The 18,043-nt window shown below is 68.0% G+C and carries 16 protein-coding genes; 10 read left to right on the top strand and 6 right to left on the bottom strand.

Annotated features, from left to right (window positions below; all coding sequences use genetic code 11):
- Positions 1-349: 349 nt before the first annotated feature.
- On the top strand, positions 350-736 hold the full coding sequence (locus AL346_RS05440; RefSeq protein ID WP_019403195.1) for an ester cyclase: 387 nt from the start codon (positions 350-352) through the stop codon (positions 734-736).
- Positions 737-855: 119 nt separating this feature from the next.
- Here the strand turns inward: AL346_RS05440 and AL346_RS05435 are convergent, their stop codons facing one another.
- Positions 856-1,215, bottom strand: a complete 360-nt coding sequence (locus AL346_RS05435; protein WP_019403196.1) for a helix-turn-helix domain-containing protein — start codon at positions 1,213-1,215, stop codon at positions 856-858.
- A gap of 162 nt (positions 1,216-1,377) precedes the next feature.
- Here AL346_RS05435 and AL346_RS05430 point away from each other — a divergent pair, with 162 nt between their 5' ends.
- A complete protein-coding gene (locus AL346_RS05430; protein ID WP_245303223.1) occupies positions 1,378-2,277 on the top strand; it encodes an alpha/beta fold hydrolase in 900 nt (299 codons plus the stop codon).
- Between the two features lie 120 nt (positions 2,278-2,397).
- Here AL346_RS05430 and AL346_RS05425 read toward each other — a convergent pair whose 3' ends face one another.
- Genes AL346_RS05425 through AL346_RS05405 form a run of 5 tightly spaced genes read right to left on the bottom strand, consistent with a single transcriptional unit; the run spans position 2,398 to position 7,687 of the window.
- Positions 2,398-3,141, bottom strand: coding sequence for an amino acid ABC transporter ATP-binding protein (locus AL346_RS05425; protein ID WP_019403198.1), 744 nt, complete (start codon positions 3,139-3,141; stop codon positions 2,398-2,400).
- A gap of 32 nt (positions 3,142-3,173) precedes the next feature.
- A complete protein-coding gene (locus tag AL346_RS05420; RefSeq protein ID WP_019403199.1) occupies positions 3,174-4,271 on the bottom strand; it encodes an amino acid ABC transporter permease in 1,098 nt (365 codons plus the stop codon).
- Entirely contained in the window at positions 4,268-5,407 is a 1,140-nt protein-coding gene (locus AL346_RS05415; protein ID WP_019403200.1) for an amino acid ABC transporter permease, read from the bottom strand. Before AL346_RS05415 ends, AL346_RS05420 begins: the two co-directional genes overlap by 4 nt.
- Positions 5,408-5,433: 26 nt before the next feature.
- On the bottom strand, positions 5,434-6,465 hold the full coding sequence (locus AL346_RS05410) for an amino acid ABC transporter substrate-binding protein (RefSeq protein WP_019403201.1): 1,032 nt from the start codon (positions 6,463-6,465) through the stop codon (positions 5,434-5,436).
- A 25-nt stretch (positions 6,466-6,490) separates the two neighbouring features.
- Positions 6,491-7,687, bottom strand: a complete 1,197-nt coding sequence (locus AL346_RS05405; RefSeq protein WP_019403202.1) for a PLP-dependent aspartate aminotransferase family protein — start codon at positions 7,685-7,687, stop codon at positions 6,491-6,493.
- A gap of 108 nt (positions 7,688-7,795) precedes the next feature.
- On the opposite strand from AL346_RS05405, the gene AL346_RS05400 reads away from it, so the two are divergent.
- The 8 genes from AL346_RS05400 (at position 7,796) to AL346_RS05365 (ending at position 18,038) form a co-directional block, all read left to right on the top strand.
- The gene (locus AL346_RS05400) at positions 7,796-8,704 is read left to right on the top strand and encodes a LysR substrate-binding domain-containing protein (RefSeq protein ID WP_019403203.1); all 909 of its coding nucleotides are present in this window, start codon (positions 7,796-7,798) and stop codon (positions 8,702-8,704) included.
- A 104-nt stretch (positions 8,705-8,808) separates the two neighbouring features.
- Complete coding sequence (locus tag AL346_RS05395) at positions 8,809-10,314, top strand: ABC transporter substrate-binding protein (protein WP_019403204.1); 1,506 nt, start codon at positions 8,809-8,811, stop codon at positions 10,312-10,314.
- 10 nt (positions 10,315-10,324) lie between these two features.
- Positions 10,325-11,263 carry an ABC transporter permease gene (locus tag AL346_RS05390; RefSeq protein ID WP_019403205.1) on the top strand — a complete coding sequence of 313 codons (939 nt, stop codon included), beginning with the start codon at positions 10,325-10,327 and terminating at the stop codon, positions 11,261-11,263.
- Positions 11,260-12,081 (top strand): ABC transporter permease, encoded by an 822-nt coding sequence (locus tag AL346_RS05385; RefSeq protein ID WP_019403206.1) that lies wholly within the window; start codon positions 11,260-11,262, stop codon positions 12,079-12,081. The genes AL346_RS05390 and AL346_RS05385 overlap by 4 nt, the downstream gene beginning before the upstream one ends.
- Entirely contained in the window at positions 12,078-13,484 is a 1,407-nt protein-coding gene (locus AL346_RS05380) for an ABC transporter ATP-binding protein (RefSeq protein WP_053193346.1), read from the top strand. Before AL346_RS05385 ends, AL346_RS05380 begins: the two co-directional genes overlap by 4 nt.
- A gap of 195 nt (positions 13,485-13,679) precedes the next feature.
- A complete protein-coding gene (locus AL346_RS05375) occupies positions 13,680-14,216 on the top strand; it encodes an invasion associated locus B family protein (protein WP_019403208.1) in 537 nt (178 codons plus the stop codon).
- The gene (locus tag AL346_RS05370; RefSeq protein ID WP_019403209.1) at positions 14,213-16,192 is read left to right on the top strand and encodes a filamentous hemagglutinin N-terminal domain-containing protein; all 1,980 of its coding nucleotides are present in this window, start codon (positions 14,213-14,215) and stop codon (positions 16,190-16,192) included. The genes AL346_RS05375 and AL346_RS05370 overlap by 4 nt, the downstream gene beginning before the upstream one ends.
- A gap of 1 nt (position 16,193) precedes the next feature.
- Positions 16,194-18,038 (top strand): ShlB/FhaC/HecB family hemolysin secretion/activation protein, encoded by a 1,845-nt coding sequence (locus AL346_RS05365; RefSeq protein ID WP_019403210.1) that lies wholly within the window; start codon positions 16,194-16,196, stop codon positions 18,036-18,038.
- Positions 18,039-18,043: the final 5 nt, after the last annotated feature.

The following is an 18,043-nucleotide window of genomic DNA, read 5'->3' as shown; positions in this document are numbered from 1 at the left end:
AGATGCGAAAATTCCATGAGACGCAGTAGAATACAGGTCGCGTTACATCAACGCCAACTTCAACGTGCTGGAAATCATCCCTGCGTCCCATCCCAAATGTAAAGTTCCGAATTGCTCCATCAGGTCGGCGAAGCTGCTGGATGCACGACCAAAGATGTCGACGGCTTCACCCTTTTCACCTGAAAGCGGTCCGCAAGCGGCCCCTTTGGCGCAATCGTAAAATGGCCTTGCGGCAGTCTTGCGCAAACGTACAGAAGGGCGTCGCGAGAGAAGGCTTGACCTCGGTAATTCCGCATTTCACCATTTTCATTTTCAGCAGCGGAACAACCTATCCCCAGAGACAATGCCAATGCGCCACGGCCAACTGTCCGATGTCTATCGGAGCTATATCGACTGCCTGAACCGCCAAGACTGGGTGAATCTCGGACAGTTCGTTGACGACAATGTTCACTATAACGAAAGGTGGGTGGGGCTGGCGGGTTATCGGGAGATGCTGGAAGGCGATTTTCGGGCCATCCCTGATCTTTACTTCAACATTGAGCTTTTACTGTCCGATCCGCCGCGCATCGCCAGCCGCCTGCATTTCGACTGCACTCCGACCGGCAGCTTATTTGGCCTGCCCGTCAACGGTAAGCGCATCCAGTTCGACGAGAATGTGTTCTACGAATTTGCCGATGGAAGGATCGCAAGGGTCTGGTCGATAATCGACAAGGCAGCGATTGCAGACCAGATCTGAGGCACTTCGATTGGTCGGAAGGGCTCTTTGCCCCGCTTGTCGGTCATTGGCGGCCGGCCGACGCGGGCACACAGCGGACCGTCGGCTTCGCGGCGCGCCCCCGTCCCCACGTCGTCCGCTCAGAGCCCGGCTCTTGCATCATATCGGCGCTGGGCTTCCTCGATGTCGTCGAGGTGGTGGATTGCCCAGTCGTAGACCGCCCCGAAGGGAGCTTGCAGCGTGCGGCCCAGATCGGTGATCGAATACTCGACGGCGACCGGCGACGTCGCCATCACTTTGCGCGCGATCAATCCGTTGCGCTCGAGCCGCCGCAGCGCCTGGGTCAGCGCCTTATGGGTTATCCCTTCCAACCGGCGCATCAACGCGTTGAAGCGCGTCGGTCGCTCGGCGAGGATGGTCAGGATCATCACCGACCATTTGTTGGCCACCTGGTCGAAGAAGGATCGCGCCGCGCAATCGGCGAAATAGACGATGTCCACGTCCGCAGGTCGGGTCCTCGGCATGCCGATATCCTCGCGTATATCTACGCACCTCAAAGTGCATAATTGATCGTAGATATCCAAGTTATATTTATCCCCTCCAGGCGATCAATTCCGGCCCGCGCTTCCCTGGCGCTGCCGGTGCAAGGCAAAGGAGGGCTCATGGCAGATGAAGGTCTTGAACTTTCCCGGCGCAAGTTGCTGGGATTGATGGGGGCGACCACGGCAGCCGCTGCAATCGGCACCGGAACAGGAACTGCCGCGCCCGCGGTGGCGCACGAGCGACGAACCGCACGGCTATTCTTCACCGATGTCGGGAGCGGTCCCGACGTCATGCTGCTCCACGGGTGGACCTGCGATTCGCACGACTGGAGCTGGCAATTGCCGGTGTTCGAGAGCAAGTACCGCGTGGTTGCCCCCGACCTGCGCGGACACGGCAGGTCAGAAGTCATGCCCCCCGGGTCCTACACCCCCGCCGATTATGTGGCGGACATCGAGACGTTGATCCTCGCCGCCTATCAGGGACGCAAGTTCGTCCTCGTCGGGCATTCGATGGGTGCCCAGATCGCGGCGCGGCTCGCGGTGAAGAGACCGGACCTGATCCGCGCCGTCGTGTCGATCGACGGTGCGCTCGGCTTCGATGCCGCGGCAGCGCGGCTCTTCGGCAAGACCACCCGGGACCTCGCCACCGGCGACCCTGGCACGGTGGTTCCCGCGCTGTTCGCCGGCGTCTACGACCGCGCCACCGATCCGGCCTTCAAGCGCTGGCACGCACGACGTGTCCAGGGTATGCCCAATCATGTGGTGCGTGAGTCCTTTGGTCCGCTTTTCACAGGACCCGATCAAGTCGGCGTGGAGGAGGCGAGCGCCCGATTCTGCCGGCTACTGTCAATGCCGTTCTACCACCTGTGCCGGGATCCGGCCCAGGCGCGCCGCATGCGGCCGTGGTTCTCGAATCCCAAGTCCAAGGTGGAAGCGTGGACCGGAGCAGGACACTGGATCATGCTCGATCGCAAGGACGACGTGACCGCCGCCGTGACCGCGTGGATCGACGCGTTGTAGTCATGCTCAAGCGTCTGCGAGACACGAGAGACTGGCTGCACCAGTCTGGCTGGAGCAAGGTACATCTGGCGGCGTGGTCAGGGGTAGAGAGACCATTGGTGGTCTTTGCTACCGAATGGTTCAATGGACGATCTGGCTGAGAAACGCTCTCGTGCGTTCGCTTGCCGGGTTGGCGAAGAACATCTCGGGAGGTGCACTTTCCACGATCTCGCCCTGGTCCATGAAGACGACCCGGTCGGCCACCCGCCGCGCAAAGCCCATCTCGTGCGTGACGACGATCATGGTCATGCCCTCCTCGGCGAGAGCGACCATCGTGTCGAGCACCTCCTTCACCATCTCGGGATCGAGGGCCGAGGTCGGCTCGTCGAACAGCATGATCTTGGGTTGCATGCACAGGGCCCGCGCGATTGCCACACGCTGCTGCTGGCCTCCGGACAGCTGGCCGGGAAACTTGTGCGCCTGTTCGGGAATGCGCACGCGTTCCAGGAAATGCCTGGCCGTGGCCTCCGCCTCGGCGCGAGGCGTCCTGCGGGCGAGGACGAGCGGCACGGCGCAGTTGTCGAGCACACTCAGATGCGGGAAGAGGTTGAAGTGCTGGAACACCATGCCGACATCGCGCCGCACGGCGTCGATGTTGCGAAGGTTGCCCGTGAGTTCGACGCCGTTCACCACGATATGCCCGCTCTGGTGATCTTCCAGACGGTTGACGCAGCGGATGAGGGTCGACTTGCCCGAGCCGGAGGGGCCGCAGACGACCACCCGTTCGCCGCGGCGGATGTCGAGGTTCACCCCTTTGAGGGCATGATAGGCGCCGTACCACTTGTGCACGGCCTCGATCCGAACGGCCGGCCCGGCCTGCGTCATGTCCGCCGCTCGACGGGGCTGCGAGGTCGCAATCATCGATAATCCCTTTCGCGCACGCGCCGCTCGAGCCAGAGCGAATAGCGCGAGATCCCGTAGCAGATGAGGAAATAGGCCGCGGCCACGAAGAGATAAGTCTCCGCGTAAGGCGCGGGCCAGGCAGGGTCGGTCGCCGCGGAACGGCCTGCGTTCAGCATGTCGAACACGCCGACGATCATGACGAGGCTTGTGTTCTTCACCATGACAATCGCCGTGTTCGTCAGCGGCGGGATGACCTTCTGGATCGCCTGCGGCAGCACGATGTGCCAGACCGTCTTCCAGTAGGGGATGCCGAGCGCCCTCGCCGCCTCGTCCTGCCCCGCCGGCACGCCCTGCAGGCCGCCGCGGATGACCTCGGCGAGATAGGCCGCGGAAAACACGGTGAGCGCCGCGACCGTGCGGCCGAGCTTGTCGATCGTCCAGTCGGCCGGCAGCAGAAGCGGCAGGAGGATGGAGGCGACGAACAGGAGGCCGACGAGCGGGAGGCCCCGCACGATCTCGATGGTGAACACCGAGAGCACGCGCGCGACCGGCTTCGCGGAGCGCCGTCCGAGCGCCAACAGCACCGCGAACGGAAAGCCAAGGCCGAGGGACAGCACCGCCAGGAGAAGCGTGACGGGAAGTCCGCCCCAACTGCTCGTCGGCACGAAGGCGAGCCCGAGGAACCCGCCCCACATGAGCGCCAGCATGGCGCCGATGATGAGACCCCAGCCGAGGATGAGCCGCCGGCCCCACAGCGCGGGCGACAGGGTCATCAGCACGCCGGCGATGATGAGGCCGATCACGGCGAGCGGCCGCCACTGCTCCTCCGGCGGATAGACGCCGAACAGGATGAAACGGAGCTTGTCGGCAACGAAGGCCCAGCACGCCCCCGCCCCTTGGCAGGCGCGCGGGTCGGCCGTGACGAAGACCGCGTCGAAGACAGCCCATTCCAGCATTTTCGGGACTGCGAGGATGAGGAGCCCGCCGGTCGCGACGGTGATGCCGGCGCTCGCAAGATCGCCGAAGAGAAGCGTGAAGGCGGAGCGGCGCGGCGCGACGGGCGGGCGCAGGACCTCGATGGGGGCCGATACGACGGAGGTTGTGGAGGTCATCGCTGCACCAATGCGACTTTGCGGTTGTACCAGTTCATGAACAGCGACACCGCGAGGCTGATCGAGAGGAACACGGCGAGCATGATGACGATGCTCTCGATGGCCTGGCCCGTCTGATTGATGACCGTGCCGACGATCAGTCCGAGCTCGGGATAGCCGACGGCGAGCGCGAGTGTCGTGTTCTTGACGGTCGACAGATATTGCGTCGTCAGCGGCGGGATGATGATGCGCAGCGCCTGCGGGATCACGACCTTGCCGAGGGTCTGGCGCTCACTGAGGCCGAGCGCCCGGCCCGCCTCCCACTGGCCCTTGCCCACCGCATCGATGCCGCCACGAACGATCTCGCCGATAAAGGCGGAAGTGTAGACGACGAAGCCGACCATGAGCGCCGTGAACTCGGTCGACACCCTGAAGCCGCCTGTGAAGTTGAAGCCGCGCAGCTCCGGCCGCGTGGCGGAGATGCCGATGCCGCAGGCAAGGGCGGCGGCGGCGAACGCAACAAGAGCCGCCGCAACGACATGGCTGGCGCGCAACCGCAGGCCCGCGCGCCGGCCGAGGACAAGCGCGGCGGCCGCGGCAATGATGATGGCGACGCCGAGGCCTGCGAAGCTTCCGACATCGCCGGTCAGCGTCAGCTGCGGCAGGAACACGCCCCTGAGCGACACGAACACGCCGTCGATCGGATTCCAGGCGTTGCGTGGCGCAGGCAGGGCGGTGGTCGTCAGCGCGTACCAGAAGAGCAGTTGCACGATGAGCGGCGTGTTCCGCACGGCGGTGATATAGGCGCCGGTGACGCCGGCCGCGAGCGGGTTTCGCGAGCGCCGCGCCAGACCGACGACGAGGCCGAACGCGGTCGACAGGGCGATGGCGAGAACCGAGATGAAGAGGGTGTTGGCAATGCCGACCACAAAGGCCCAGAAGAAGGTATCCGCGGGGCTGTAAGCGATCACGCTTTCCGAGATCGGAAAGCGGGCCGGCCGCCACAGGAAGTCGTAGCCCACGCGAATGCCGCGGGCGGCGAGATTCGCGACCGTATTGGCGGCGAGCCAGGAAAAAAGGGCGATGACGGCAGCGAGGAGCAGCGCCTGCATCAGCCAGCTGCGTGCCCTTTCGCTGTACCAGAGGCTGGTGAGCATGAGCGCCTCCCGTTCCGGGCCGTCGGCTACTGGAAGTCGAGCGGGAACATGAGGCCGCCGTCCCTGAACAGGCGGTTCGGGCCGCGTTCGATCTTGAGCGGGCTCCCCTCGCCGAGATTGCGGTCATAGATCTCGGCGTAGTTTCCCAGTTGCTTGACGACGTTGTAGGCGAACTTCTCGTCGAGCCCGAGGGCCGCGCCGTTGCCGGGCTCCACGCCGAGAAAGCGCCGCACGCGCGGGTCGCTCGAGGTCAGCATCTCATCGACGTTGGCCTGGGTGATGCCGTACATCTCGGCCGCCAGGAGTGCCTGGATCGACCATTTCACGATGTCGAACCACTGGTCGTCGCCATGGCGGACGGCCGGCGTCAGGGCGTCCATATATTGCGTGGCCGGAAAGATGACGTAGTCGTCCGGGTTGCTGGCCTGGGTCGCCCGCACGGAGGCAAGGGCGGCCGCATCGGTGATGAGCGCATCGCAGCGCCCGGAGAAGAAGGCCTGCCGGGTCGCAGCGACATTGTCGAAGATCACCGGCTTCAGGCCGAGGTTGTGCTTCGTCGAGACGTCGTTGACGACAACCTCGGTCGTGGAGCCCGTCTGCACGCAGACGGAGGCGCCGGCCATGTCCTCGACTTTGGTGACTCCCAGTTCCCTGGGCACCATGAAGCCGGTGAACTCGTAATAGTTCGGAACCGAGAAATTGATGCCGTTGGCATCCCGGCGCAGGGTCCATGTGAGCGTGCGCGGCAAGAGATCGATCTCGCCGGTCTGCAAGGCGGGGATGCGCTGCTGGCCGCTGAGCGGCACGAAGGCGACCTTCTCCTTGTCGCCGAAGACGGCAACAGCGACGGCGCGGCAGGTCTCGACGTCGAGGCCGCGCCAGTAGCCGTTGCCATCCGGGGCGCCGAAGCCGACGGTGCCCTGGCTCGCTCCGCAGATGACATGGCCGCGCTTCTTGACAGCATCCAGGGTCGACTGGGCGGCGGCCGGGCTGCCTGCCGCCGAGGCGACGAAAACGAAGCCGGCCAGCGCCGACAGGATCGGTGATTTCTTCGACATCTTGTTCCCCTCTCTTCTTGTTGGGTCAGAGCGCCGCCAGCCGCGCGGCAGGCGGCTTCGCCGCGGCGATCGCCGCGACGATGGGCGCGAGATCGGCCCAGAGGTCCTCCGGGTCCTCGAGCCCGATGCTGATGCGCAGGATCGTGCCCTGATGAACGTTGCGGCTGACCCGGCGGTCGGCCACGACATTCATGGGCGCGATCAGGCTGTGGGTGCCGCCCCACGACGCGCCGATGGAAAAGACCTTCGCCGCCGTGAGCAGGTCCGGGATCGCCGCCTCCGCATCCGGCGGAACGAGGAGGCTGAAGACGCCGCTCGCTCCCGAAAAGTCGCGCTTCCACAGGGCATGGCCGGGACAATGCGGCAGGGCCGGGTGGAGCACGAGTTGCGGAGGCACGAGATCGGCCATCCGCTCGGCGAAAGCGGCCGCGACCCGCGCGACGTGCGCGAGGCGCACGCCCATGGTCTCCAGGCCGCGCAGCGCCAGGCTCGCGTCATCGGGCGAGACCCCGATGCCCAGCATGCGCATGGTATCCTTGAGACGCCGGTGGAGCGGCAGCTCCCGCACGCTGATGGCGCCCATCAGCAGGTCGGAATGGCCGCCGACATATTTGGTGAGCGCCTCGGCGACGAAATCGACGCCGTGCACCAGGGGCTTGAAGTAGACCGGGGTCGCCCAGGTGTTGTCACAGCCGACCAGCGCCCCGCGCCGGTGCGCGGCGGCAACGATGGCCGGAATGTCCTGCACCTCCATCGTCGTGGAGCCGGGCGACTCCGTCCAGACCAGCTTGACGGTCGGATCCATGAGGTCGGCGATGCCCCCGCCGATCAGCGGATCATAGACGCGATAGTTGATCCCGCGCGGCTTGAGGAAGTTTTCGCAAAGGCCCGTCGCCGGGGGATAGGCCGTGTCGGGGACGAGCACGGTGTCGCCCGGCATCAGGACCGTCAGCATCACGACGGCAATGGCAGCCTGCCCGGAGGGGACGAGGGCCGTGCGCACGCCCTGCTGCAATTCCGTCAAGGCCGCTTCCAGCGTGCGCGTCGTCGGCGTGCCGTGCAGCCCGTAGGAATAGCCGTCCGGTCCGCGCTGCTTGCGCTCGGCATAGGAGCGCGCATCGGGAAAAACGATGGTCGAGGCGCGATAGGTCGGGATCGCCAGACTTGCGAAGCCCTCCTGAGATACGGCCGGTCTGTGAACGCAGAGCGTCTGGTCGCGCATGAAAACTCCTGCTCAAGGCTTGCGGGACCATTGATCCACACTCACTGTAGAAGGACAATTGACGGACAAGCCTGAGTCCATGCGCAAAGCTTATAGGATGCCCGACCGGTGAACCTGCGGCAGCTCGAAGCCTTCCGTGCCGTGATGATCAGCGGCACCGTCTCCCGCGCGGCAGAATTGATGGGCATCACGCAGCCGGCCGTGAGCCGCGGCATCGCCGAGCTCGAGGCCCAGGTCGGCTTTGCCCTGTTCGATCGCATCAAGGGGCGGCTGGTGCCCACGCCGGAAGGGCAGCTGTTCTTTCGAGATGTCGACGCCAGCTTTGTCGGTCTCGACCGGCTCAGGGCATCGGCGGCGCGGATCCGGGATTTCGGATCCGGCAGCCTGAAGGTGGCGAGTCTCGCCGCCCTCGGCTCCACATTGGTGCCGAGGGCGATCCGGTTCTTTCGCGAGCAGCACCCGTCGATCACGGTGACCCTGACGGTCATGTCATCCTCGGCCGTCCGCAACCACGTCGCGGACGGGCAGTACGACCTCGGCCTCGCCGCCGACGAGGTCGATCTCTCGGGCGTCGATCACCAGCTCTTCGGCAGCTTCCCGGGCGTATGCGCCATTCCCGGCGGGCATCCCCTTGCCGCGCGCAGCATGATCACCCCGCCCGATCTCGACGGCCTCGACTACATCGCCCTGTCGCCCGAGGACCGCGTGCGCCTGCGGTTGCACCAGATCTGCGAACAGGCCGGCGTGAAACCCCGCCTCGTTGCGGAAACGCCGAATTCGGCGACCGTCTGCGCGCTGGCCCTTGAAGGTGTCGGGATCGGCATCGTCAATCCGCTCGCGGCCGACGGCTTCCAGGAACGCGGCCTCGTCCTGCGGCCGTTCAAGCCGGAGGTGCCGTTCAGAAGTCACCTCCTCTTCCGTCCCGATGTCCAGAAGGGCCGCATCGTCCGGGCCTTCGTCGCCGCACTCCTCAAGGCGCGCAACACACGGCGAAGCCTGTCTGCGGATCAGAGCTGACGGGAAACCGGCTAGCGGTTCTGAGGATATCGCGTGGCTTCGGCTTGCATCGGCCCTGCTCATCCGGTTAATGAAACGATATAACATTTCGTTTCGAGGCTCAGATGCGCATCGCATGGTTCCTTGCTGCCGCGCTGGCGGCCCTGTCCACGGCCGTGGCGGCGAAGCCGCTCAAGGTCGTCGGCCCCTGGGAGATCGCCGGTGTCGATCCGGCGCAGTCGGGCTACGTGTTCAGCCGGCTGCAGGTGGCCGAGACGCTCGTCACCGCCGACACGAGCGGGCGGCTCGTGCCGGCGCTCGCCGCGGCGTGGTCGGTCAGCGACGACGGCCTTGTCTGGCGCTTCACGCTGCGCCCCGATGCCGTCTTCCACGACGGGACGCCCGTGACGGCTGAAGCCGCCACGACGAGCCTGGAGCGCGCACGGGCCGGGGTCGGCGTGCTCACGCAGGTGCCGATCGCCGGCATCGCAGGCGACGGACGGGACGTGGTGATCCGCCTCGACAAGCCCTTCGCCGCCCTGCCGGCCTACCTCGTCAATTTCAGCGCCATCATTCTCGCCCCCTCGTCCTACGATGCCGGCAAGGTTTCGCGGATCGTCGGCTCCGGTCCCTACAAGGTGAAGAGCCTGACGCCGCCCCTGAAGCTCGAGCTCGAAGCGTCGCGAGGCTGGTGGGGCGGGGAGCCGGGCATCGCCGAGGTCAGCTATCTCGCCGTCGGGCAGGGCGAGACGCGCGCGCTCATGGCCGAGAGCGGCGAGGCCGATCTCGTCTTCTCCATGTTGCCGGTCTCCGTCGAACGCCTGCGGCGCAACGGCAAGCTCGACGTGCAGATCGCGACGATCCCGCGCACGCGCATCCTCAAGGTCAATGCCGGCTCGCCCTTCTTCGACGACGCGAAGGTGCGGCAGGCCGTGAGCCAGGCCATCGACCGGGCGGGCATCGCGAAGGTGATCCTGCGCAATCCCGACCTTGCCGCCACGCAGCTCTTCCCGCCCGCGCTCGCCGGCTGGCACGTGCCTGATCTCGCGCCGCTCGGCCGCGACCTGGAGGCCGCAAAGCGGCTGCTGGCCGAGGCGGGCTGGAAGCCGGGAAGCGACGGCATTCTCGAGCGCGACGGCCGGCGCTTCAGCGTGACGCTCGTCACCTACGCCAACTGGCCCGAGCTGCCGCCCATCGCCACGGCGCTGCAGGCGCAGTTGAGGGAGGTGGGCATCGAGGTGAAGGTGTCCGTCGGCAACAGCTCCGAGATCCCGAGCCGCCATCGCGACGGCACGCTGGAGATGGGTCTCGTCTCGCGCCTCTATTCCATCGTCCCGGATCCGATCGGAACCCTGCTGCAGGACTATGGCCCCGGCGGCAGCGACTGGGGCGCCATGGGCTGGTCGAACGAGGAGCTGCCGGCGCTCGTCGGCCGGCTCGTGGGCATGAGCGACCCCGGCGCGCGCGCGCCGTTGCAGCGGCGGGCGGTCGAGATCCTGCAGGAGGAGCTGCCGAGCATCCCCGTCACCTGGTCGGAACTCGCCATCGTCGCCAGCAAGCGCATCACGGGCGTCAAGGTCGATCCGCTCGAGGTCAATTACGGCCTCGCCGCCGTCCGCTGGGCCGAATAGGAGACGCTTCGTGAGACGCTTTCTCCTGGCCCGCCTCGCACAGGCCGGCCTCGTGGCGCTGGTCGTCGGCACCCTCTCATTCGCGCTGATGCGGGCGCTGCCCGGGGATGCTGCGATGCGCATCGCGGCCGGTCGCTATGGGCCGGATGCCATGACCGGGCAAGCCGCGGACAAGGTGCGGCTCGAGCTCGGCCTCGACCGGCCATGGCCCGCCCAGTTCCTGGACTGGCTCGAGACCCTCGCCCGGCTCGACCTCGGCCACTCCCTCGTCACCGGCGCCCCGGTCATCGAGGAGCTGAAGGTCCAGCTCGGCGCTTCGCTCTGGCTCGCCGCCGCGGCGCTCCTCATCTCGCTCGCCATCGGCCCCGTGGCCGGCGTCCTCGCGGGGCTCAGGCCGACCGGCTGGGCCGACCGGCTGGGGCTCGCCGCCTCCGTCAGCCTGCGCGCCGTGCCGCCCTTCGTGCTCGGGCTCGTCCTCATCCTCGTCTTCGCCATCTGGCTCGGCTGGCTGCCGCCCGCCGGCTTCGGGACGGCGCGGGACCTCGTGCTGCCCGCGCTGACGCTCGCCCTCGGCCTCGCCGCGGTGTCGAGCCGGGTCACGCGCGATGCCGTTGCGGCGGTCGCGAGGGCGCCCCATTTCGCCTTCGCGCGCCACAAGGGGCTGCCGGAAGCGGTCGTCGTGCGCCGGCACGGGCTGCGCAACGCCGCCATCCCGGTCGTCTCCTATCTCGGCCTGCAGGCCATCTATCTCGTCGAAGGGGTCGTCGTGGTGGAAAGCCTCTTCGCCTATCCCGGCATCGGCCATGCCCTCGTCCACGCCATCGTCGAGCGGGATATTCCCATGGTCCAGGGCACCGCACTCGCCATGGGGCTCATCTTCGTCGCCGTCACGGCCTGTGTCGACGCCGCCTCCGCATGGCTCGACCCACGGCTGAGGAGCGCGCGATGAGCACCGGCCTCGACGTTCTCACCGCGTCCCGGCCCCGCGCCGTGACGGCACGCGGGGCCGGCGCGGCCCTCATCGCCGCTCTCGCCGCCTTTACCATCCTGGGCCCGCTCGTGATCGAGGTCGATCCGGCGGCGCAGGACCTGTCGGCGAGCCTCGCGCCCGTCGGCGGCGACTATCTCCTCGGTGCCGACCATTACGGGCGCAGCCTGCTGGCGCGGCTCGCCCATGGCGCGCGGCTGTCGTTCGGCATGGCCTTCCTCACCATGCTGACGGCCGCCGTGCCGGGCATCCTCCTCGGCCTCGTCGCCGCCTGGCGCGGTGGCCTCGCCGAGCGGGCCTTCGAGCTTCTGGCGAACATCGTCCTGGCGCTGCCCGGGCTGATGCTCGTCCTGCTGCTGCTCGCCTTCGCGCCCGGTCATTTCGGGCCGCTCTACCTCGGCCTTGCACTCACGCTGTGGGTGGAGTTCTACCGCGTCACCCGCGCCACGACGACCTCGCTCCTCAAGGAGCCGCATGTGGAGGCGGCGAAGCTCCTCGGCTTCGGGCCGGTATACATCCTGCGCTGCCATGTCCTGCCGGTCATCGCGCCGCTGATCGCGACGCTCGCCGCCTTCGCCATGGCCACCGCGATCATCGCGATCTCCACTTTGAGCGCCATCAGCGTCGGCCTGCAGCCGCCAACGCCCGAACTCGGCAGCATGATCGTCGAGTTGCTTCCCTATTACGCCGAGGCGCCCCTGCACGTGCTCGCCCCCGCGGTGCTGATCGTCCTCCTGGTCCTCGGGCTGCAACTCGTCGCACGCGGAGAAGGCCGATGAACGTCGCCACCGATATGCGCGACCTGTCGATCGCGGGGCTGAGCGTCAGTGGCGGTGCCGGGCCCATCGTGCGGGACGTCACCCTTTCTGTCCGGCCGGGACAGCCGCTCACGCTGCTCGGGGAAAGCGGCTCCGGCAAGTCACTCGTCGCCCAGGCGGTGATGGGCAGCCTTCCGCCGGGCCTGACCGCCTCGGGGTACATCCGCCTCGCGGGCATCGATCTCCTCGCTGCCCCGGCCGCGGTCCGCCGCAAGAGCTGGGGACGCACCATCTCGCTCCTGCCGCAGGAACCCTGGCTCGCCCTTGATCCGACCATGCGGATCGCCGGGCAGGTGGTCGAGGTTCACCGCTTCGTGCATGGGCGCAGCGCGCAGGAAAGCCGGCTTCGGGCCGGGGAGAACCTCGCCGAGGTCGGCCTCGACCGTGCCGGGACGCTCTATCCCTTTCAGATGTCGGGCGGCATGTGCCAGCGGGCGGCGATCGCCATCACCCATGCGAGTGACAGCGCCCTCCTGATCGCGGACGAGCCGACCAAGGGGCTCGACGCCGCGCTGCGCGACGGCGTGGTGGAGCGGCTGAAGCAGGAGATCGCGGCCGGCCGGCTCGTCTTCACCATCACCCATGACGTGGCCGTCGCGGGCGCGCTCGGCGGCATGATCGGCGTGATGCTGGACGGGCGGCTCGTCGACTACGGGCCGGCGGAGGAGGTTCTGTCGGCTCCCACCCATCCCTACACCAAAGCACTCCTCGCCGCCGATCCGGCGACGTGGCAGCGCCGGGTGCCGACACAGGCCGGCGCCCCGGTCGTGACCGGCCGCGCTCTCGCCAAGGCCTATGGCGGGCGAAGCCTGTTCGAGGGGCTCGACATAGAGGTTAGCGCCGGCGAGATCGTGGCGGTGGTCGGGCCGAGCGGCTGCGGCAAGACCACGCTCGGCAACATCCTCCTCGGCCTCGCGCCGGCCGACAGCGGCAGCGTGGAGCGGCAAGGTGGCGTGCCGTCGGTGCGGTTCCAGAAGCTCTATCAGGACCCGCCAGCGGCCTTCGCCCCGCATCAGACGATCCGGCGCGCGCTGGCGGATCTCGCCAGGCTCCACGGCCTCCCCTGGGACAAGGCTGCGGCGCTCATCGCGCGCCTGCGGCTCGGTGAGCACCTCCTCGACCGCCGGCCGGGCGAGATCTCGGGCGGCGAGCTGCAGCGCTTTGCGCTCGCCCGCGCGCTCCTGCTCGACCCCGTCTTCCTCTTCGCCGACGAGGCGACCTCGCGTCTCGATCCGGTCAGCCAGAAGGAGGTGGTCGAGCTGCTTCTCGAGATCGTGCGCGACACCGGGCTCGCCGTGCTCCTGGTCACGCACGATGGGGCGCTCGCGGACAAGATTGCGGACAGGGCCGTCCTGCTTGATTGACCTGCAGAATGGGTATCCCGCCGAGCCTGCGATGCCTTGACAACGGGGTTCGCGCCATGTTTTTGAACGCCGGCCGCCACATTTCGAACAAATTTTATTAAAAGTTGTGCACGCAATATATATCCAATCAGGGGTTGTGATTATGGTCGGCCCCTGCTAGATCGCCCGCGGCTCGTCCCCCATTGCGATCCGGTCATGGTCCTCGCGCTTTCCTCCCGCGTTCACGCCCTCCTGCCCGTCGTCCTGGCTGCCGCTTTCGGCGCCGGCCTTGATCGCTCCCTCGCCGCGCCGGCGGTGGAGCGGTTCGACGATTGGGAGGTGCATTGCGGGGAGGGGACGGGGGCGACGGCCGCGGCGAAGGGCAACTGCAAGGCCGTGCAGCGGCTCGCGGTGAAGGACAGCGGCGAGACCGTCTTCCTCCTCACCGTCCTGCCGGACGCCGGCGGCAAGGGGCTCGTCGGCATCGTCTCGGTGCCGCTCGGCGGTTATCTCGCGCTGGGCATCGAGCTCAGGATCGACGGGCGCAAGCCCTACAAGCTGCTCGTCGAGACCTGCAACGCCTCGGGCTGCCACGCCGGCTTTGCGCTCGCCGGCAACGTGCTCGCGCAGATGAAGGCGGGCGACAAGGCGGTGTTCCGCGTCTGGACGGCGAAGGAGAAGCCGGCCGACGTGACCGTGTCGCTCGCCGGCTTCACCAAGGCCATCGGCGCGCTGGACGGGCCGGCACGATGATCCCCTCCCGTCGATCGGGGCGGCCGCTCGCGCTGGCCGCCGGCTTCGCCGCGTTTGCCCTCGGTGCGAACGGGGCGGCCTTGGCGCAGGCCGTGCAGGCCGATGGCGGCACCGCGACAACGGTGACGGTCGGCGCCGGCGGCCGGATCACCGTCGGAATCGCGCCGCCCGGCGCTCATGACATCAGCCGCAACACCTACACGCATTTCTCCGTGCCGGCCGCCGGCGTGGTGCTGGACAACAGCGCCGGGGCCGGCGCCAGGACGATCCTCAACGAGGTCACCTCCGCCAATCGCAGCCGCATCGAAGGGCCGCTCGAGGTGCTCGGGAACAGGGCGCACGTCATCCTCGCCAACCCCAACGGCATCACCGTCAACGGCGGCTCGTTCATCAACACGAGCGGCGTGCTGCTGTCGACCGGCCAGGTGCGCATCGACGGCGGCGCCATCACGGCGACGTCCGGTGCCGGCGACATCGAGGTCGGCCCCGGCGGGCTCGGCGGAACCATGGCGAGCCTGCAGATGCTCGCCGCGAGGATCAGGATCGACGGGCCCGTCACCAACACGAACACGATGTCCGAGGCCGACGTCGGCCTGACGGCGGGAGACGCGGAACTGACGCTCGATGCCGCCGTCCGCGCGGGCGACAGCATTCCCGGCTGGATCACGAGCCGGAGCTTCAAGGCGGGTGCTTCCGAGGACGTCCTCGTCGACGTCACGCAGCGCGGTTCCCTGTCGGCGAGCCGCGTCAGCATCGCCGTCAACGCCAAGGGCGCCGGGGTGAGCTATGCCGGCGCCGGCCAGGCGGCGCGCGGCACTTTCACGATCGACGCCAACGGCAAGGTGACGCTCGCGGGCGCCGCGATCGAGGCGGACCGGGCGGTGAAGATCGCCGCCGATGCCGTCGAGGTTCTCAACACGCCGGCGCGCCAGAGCACGCTCGCCTCGAGCAAGTCGGCCGTGACCCTGCTGGCGCGCGCCGGAGACCTCGTCCTGAAGGGCCGGGTGACCGGCGCGGCGATGGATGCGGACGATCCCGATTCCAGAGGCGACGTCACGCTCTTCGCCTCCGGCGATATCCGCCTCCTGTCCGACAGTCCCGACAGGCTCGCCATCGCCTTCGCCGCGGGCGACGGCGGGCTCTCGGTGACGGCCGGCGGCACGGTGGAGAACCGCACCGGCCGCCTGGTTGCCGCGGAACGCGTGAACATCACCGCGGCACGGCTGGAGAATGTCACCGACATGACGCCGGCCGGTACGCCGCAGGTGGCGGTCGTGCAACGGGCGCATGGGTCGTTCTTCGGACGGCTGTTCGGCAAGCGCCGCCGGTTCACGGTGGCGAGCATGGACTACGGCCTGCCGCGCATTCCGCTCCAGCTCGGCTATATCGCCGGCGAAACGGTCCTCATCTTTGCGGCGGACGTCGTCAACAGCGGCCAGATCGACGCCTATGGCGCGCTGGTCATGGAGACCGAGCGCCTGCACAACATCGGGCTGGCGAGCGGCTCCTGGAGCTACAGCGAGACCTGCGGCTTCACCTGCACCAAGAGGGGAGCATCCACCGCGGCGATCGTCGGCGGCAACATCAATGCCGAGGCCGGCATGCTGATCACGGCCGGGGAGAGCGTCGTCAACGACGGCGGGCGCATCTGGGCCATCGGCGAGTTGGTCATCACCGCCCCGGAGGTGCGCGGCACCGCCCGCAGCGTACCGGTCTTCGCCACCATGCCCGGCGGCCTCGGCAATGCCTTCGCCGGCCCGACGACGGTCGTCTCCTTCCAGCAGGTCGGCGGCGTCTTCGAGACGACCTTCGGCACCTTGCGCATCGTCTCCGACGGGCCGGTGATCCTCGATGCCGGCGCCATCCTTGCCGGGGCCGCGAGCGACATTGCGAACGGCATCCTGGCGGTCTCTTCTCCCGATACGCGTCCGGCGGCCCCGCGGCGCAAGATCGGCCTCGTCGCGGACTGGCTCTGAGATGGCGAGAGCGCTCCGGTCCATCGTGCGCGGCCTCGGCGCGGCCCTTGCCTGCACGGCCTTCGCCTGCGGCGCGCTCGTGGCGCCGGTCATCGCTGCAGAGGGCGAGGCGGCCGGCAGGCAGAAGCCGCTGCAGCCCACAGGGCGCTCGCTGACCATCGCGAGCGGCGCCGGGCCACAGGAGGGGGCCAAGGCGTCCGGCTGCTTCGCCATCGACGAGATCCGCATCGCCGGCATCGAGCTCATCGACGACGAGGACATCCGGCAGGCGGTCGCGCCGAAGGTGAGATCCTGCGTCACCACGGACGATCTCAACGCCATCGTCGGCGCCGTCAACGCGCTGCACGCGGACCGCGGCTACGTCACCACGCAGGCCTATGTGCCGGAGCAGGACGTGGTGGCGAGCCGGGCGCTCGCGCTCAATGTCTTCACCGGCCGGGTCGATGCCATCACCTACCGCGAGGAGGCCGGCGACGAGGCGCTGCCGCTCGGCGAACGCCTCTCAAAGGCCTGGGGCAGGGTGGAGGAGGCGCGGGGGCTCTGGGGCGTCATCTCGGGCCTCTCCGGCCTGCTCGACACGCTCGACGACCCGCTCGACCGCTTTCAGATCCTCGACGGGACGTCGTATTCCGGCCTCAAGCCGTGGTTCGCCTTTTCCGTCGGGCCCGGCGACGTGCTGCAGCTCCACGACGTGCAGCACGGCGTCGACCAGATCAACCGCGTCGGCTCGGGCCATGCGGAGGCCAAGCTCGAGGCGGGCGAGGTGCCGGCGACGAGCAACGTCGTCGTCGTCAACAGGCCAACCGACAGCTTCCGTCTTCTCGCCGGCTACGAGGTCAACGGCGCCGATATCAACGGCTCGGGCCAGACCGTCGCCAACCGCCTGCGGCTCGACCTTTCCAAGGACAATCTCATCGGCATCAGCGACGCCTGGCAGCTGTCCTATGCCGGCGGCGTCGACAGCAACGAGGTGCGGGCCGCCGCCTCACTGCCCTTCCGGCGCTTCACCTTCTCCTTCGCCGCCGGCTACTCGGAATCCCTGACGGAAATCGTCCCCACCGTCGATCTCTTCAGCCGCAGCGGCACGGTGACGGGCGGGCTGTCGTATGCGCTCGTCAAGAACGCCGACCGGCTCGTCGCCATCGACGGCTCGCTGCAATGGCGACGCTCCGAGCGGTTCGTCAATTCCGCCCGGCTGACGCCGCAGGCGCTCTCGGTGGCCCGCCTCGGGCTCTCCGAGACCCTGTTCTTCGACAAGGCGCAACTCTCCTACGGCGCCGGCATCAACCGCGGGCTTCCCGTCCTCGGGGCGACGAAGGATGCGCCGGACCTGCCGGCAGACGCGCCGCACGCCCAGTTCTGGAAGCTGGACGCCTTCGCCGGCTTCGCCAAGGCCGTTCCGGACATCGGCCTCCTGCGCCTCGACCTTGCAGCGCAGTTCTCGCCCGTGCCGCTCTACGGCGACGACGAGATGACGCTCGGCTCCTCGTCGACCGTGCGCGGCTTCACCAACGGCGCCGTCAAGGTCGACAGCGGGGCCGTGCTGCGCAGCGAATTCGCCTTCGCCGTGCCGGCCGACGCGATCATCGGCGACCTGAAGGACGACCTCGTCCTCGCCCACGAGGTGCTCTCGGCCCTGCAGCCTTATGTCTTCGCCGACCTCGGCTACGGCCGCAATCTCGCCGAAGGCCGCAACCTCGCCCGCGCCGGCCTCGGTGCCGGTCTGCGCTACCGCCATGGCCGGCTCAACCTCGACGCCAGCATCGCCCAGCCGGTCTACCAGCGCGGGCTGAAGGGGCCGACGACACCCGAAGTCTACCTCACCGCCAGCTTCAAACTGCTCTGAAAGGT

The sequence above is a fragment of the Chelatococcus sp. CO-6 genome (assembly GCF_001271345.1).
Taxonomy (GTDB): domain Bacteria; phylum Pseudomonadota; class Alphaproteobacteria; order Rhizobiales; family Beijerinckiaceae; genus Chelatococcus_A; species Chelatococcus_A caeni.
Note: the sequence above shows the minus strand (reverse complement) of the source record. Positions and strands in the feature narration are given on the sequence as shown.

Coding starts and splice junctions, on each gene's coding strand:
- AL346_RS05425 (WP_019403198.1), bottom strand. CDS start 3,141: ATGACGCAGGCCGGGCCGGCCGTTCGGATCGAGGCCGTGCACAAGTGG.
- AL346_RS05395 (WP_019403204.1), top strand. CDS start 8,809: ATGCGCATCGCATGGTTCCTTGCTGCCGCGCTGGCGGCCCTGTCCACG.
- AL346_RS05410 (WP_019403201.1), bottom strand. CDS start 6,465: ATGTCGAAGAAATCACCGATCCTGTCGGCGCTGGCCGGCTTCGTTTTC.
- AL346_RS05380 (WP_053193346.1), top strand. CDS start 12,078: ATGAACGTCGCCACCGATATGCGCGACCTGTCGATCGCGGGGCTGAGC.
- AL346_RS05415 (WP_019403200.1), bottom strand. CDS start 5,407: ATGCTCACCAGCCTCTGGTACAGCGAAAGGGCACGCAGCTGGCTGATG.
- AL346_RS05440 (WP_019403195.1), top strand. CDS start 350: ATGCGCCACGGCCAACTGTCCGATGTCTATCGGAGCTATATCGACTGC.
- AL346_RS05430 (WP_245303223.1), top strand. CDS start 1,378: ATGGCAGATGAAGGTCTTGAACTTTCCCGGCGCAAGTTGCTGGGATTG.
- AL346_RS05365 (WP_019403210.1), top strand. CDS start 16,194: ATGGCGAGAGCGCTCCGGTCCATCGTGCGCGGCCTCGGCGCGGCCCTT.
- AL346_RS05420 (WP_019403199.1), bottom strand. CDS start 4,271: ATGACCTCCACAACCTCCGTCGTATCGGCCCCCATCGAGGTCCTGCGC.
- AL346_RS05405 (WP_019403202.1), bottom strand. CDS start 7,687: ATGCGCGACCAGACGCTCTGCGTTCACAGACCGGCCGTATCTCAGGAG.
- AL346_RS05375 (WP_019403208.1), top strand. CDS start 13,680: ATGGTCCTCGCGCTTTCCTCCCGCGTTCACGCCCTCCTGCCCGTCGTC.
- AL346_RS05370 (WP_019403209.1), top strand. CDS start 14,213: ATGATCCCCTCCCGTCGATCGGGGCGGCCGCTCGCGCTGGCCGCCGGC.
- AL346_RS05385 (WP_019403206.1), top strand. CDS start 11,260: ATGAGCACCGGCCTCGACGTTCTCACCGCGTCCCGGCCCCGCGCCGTG.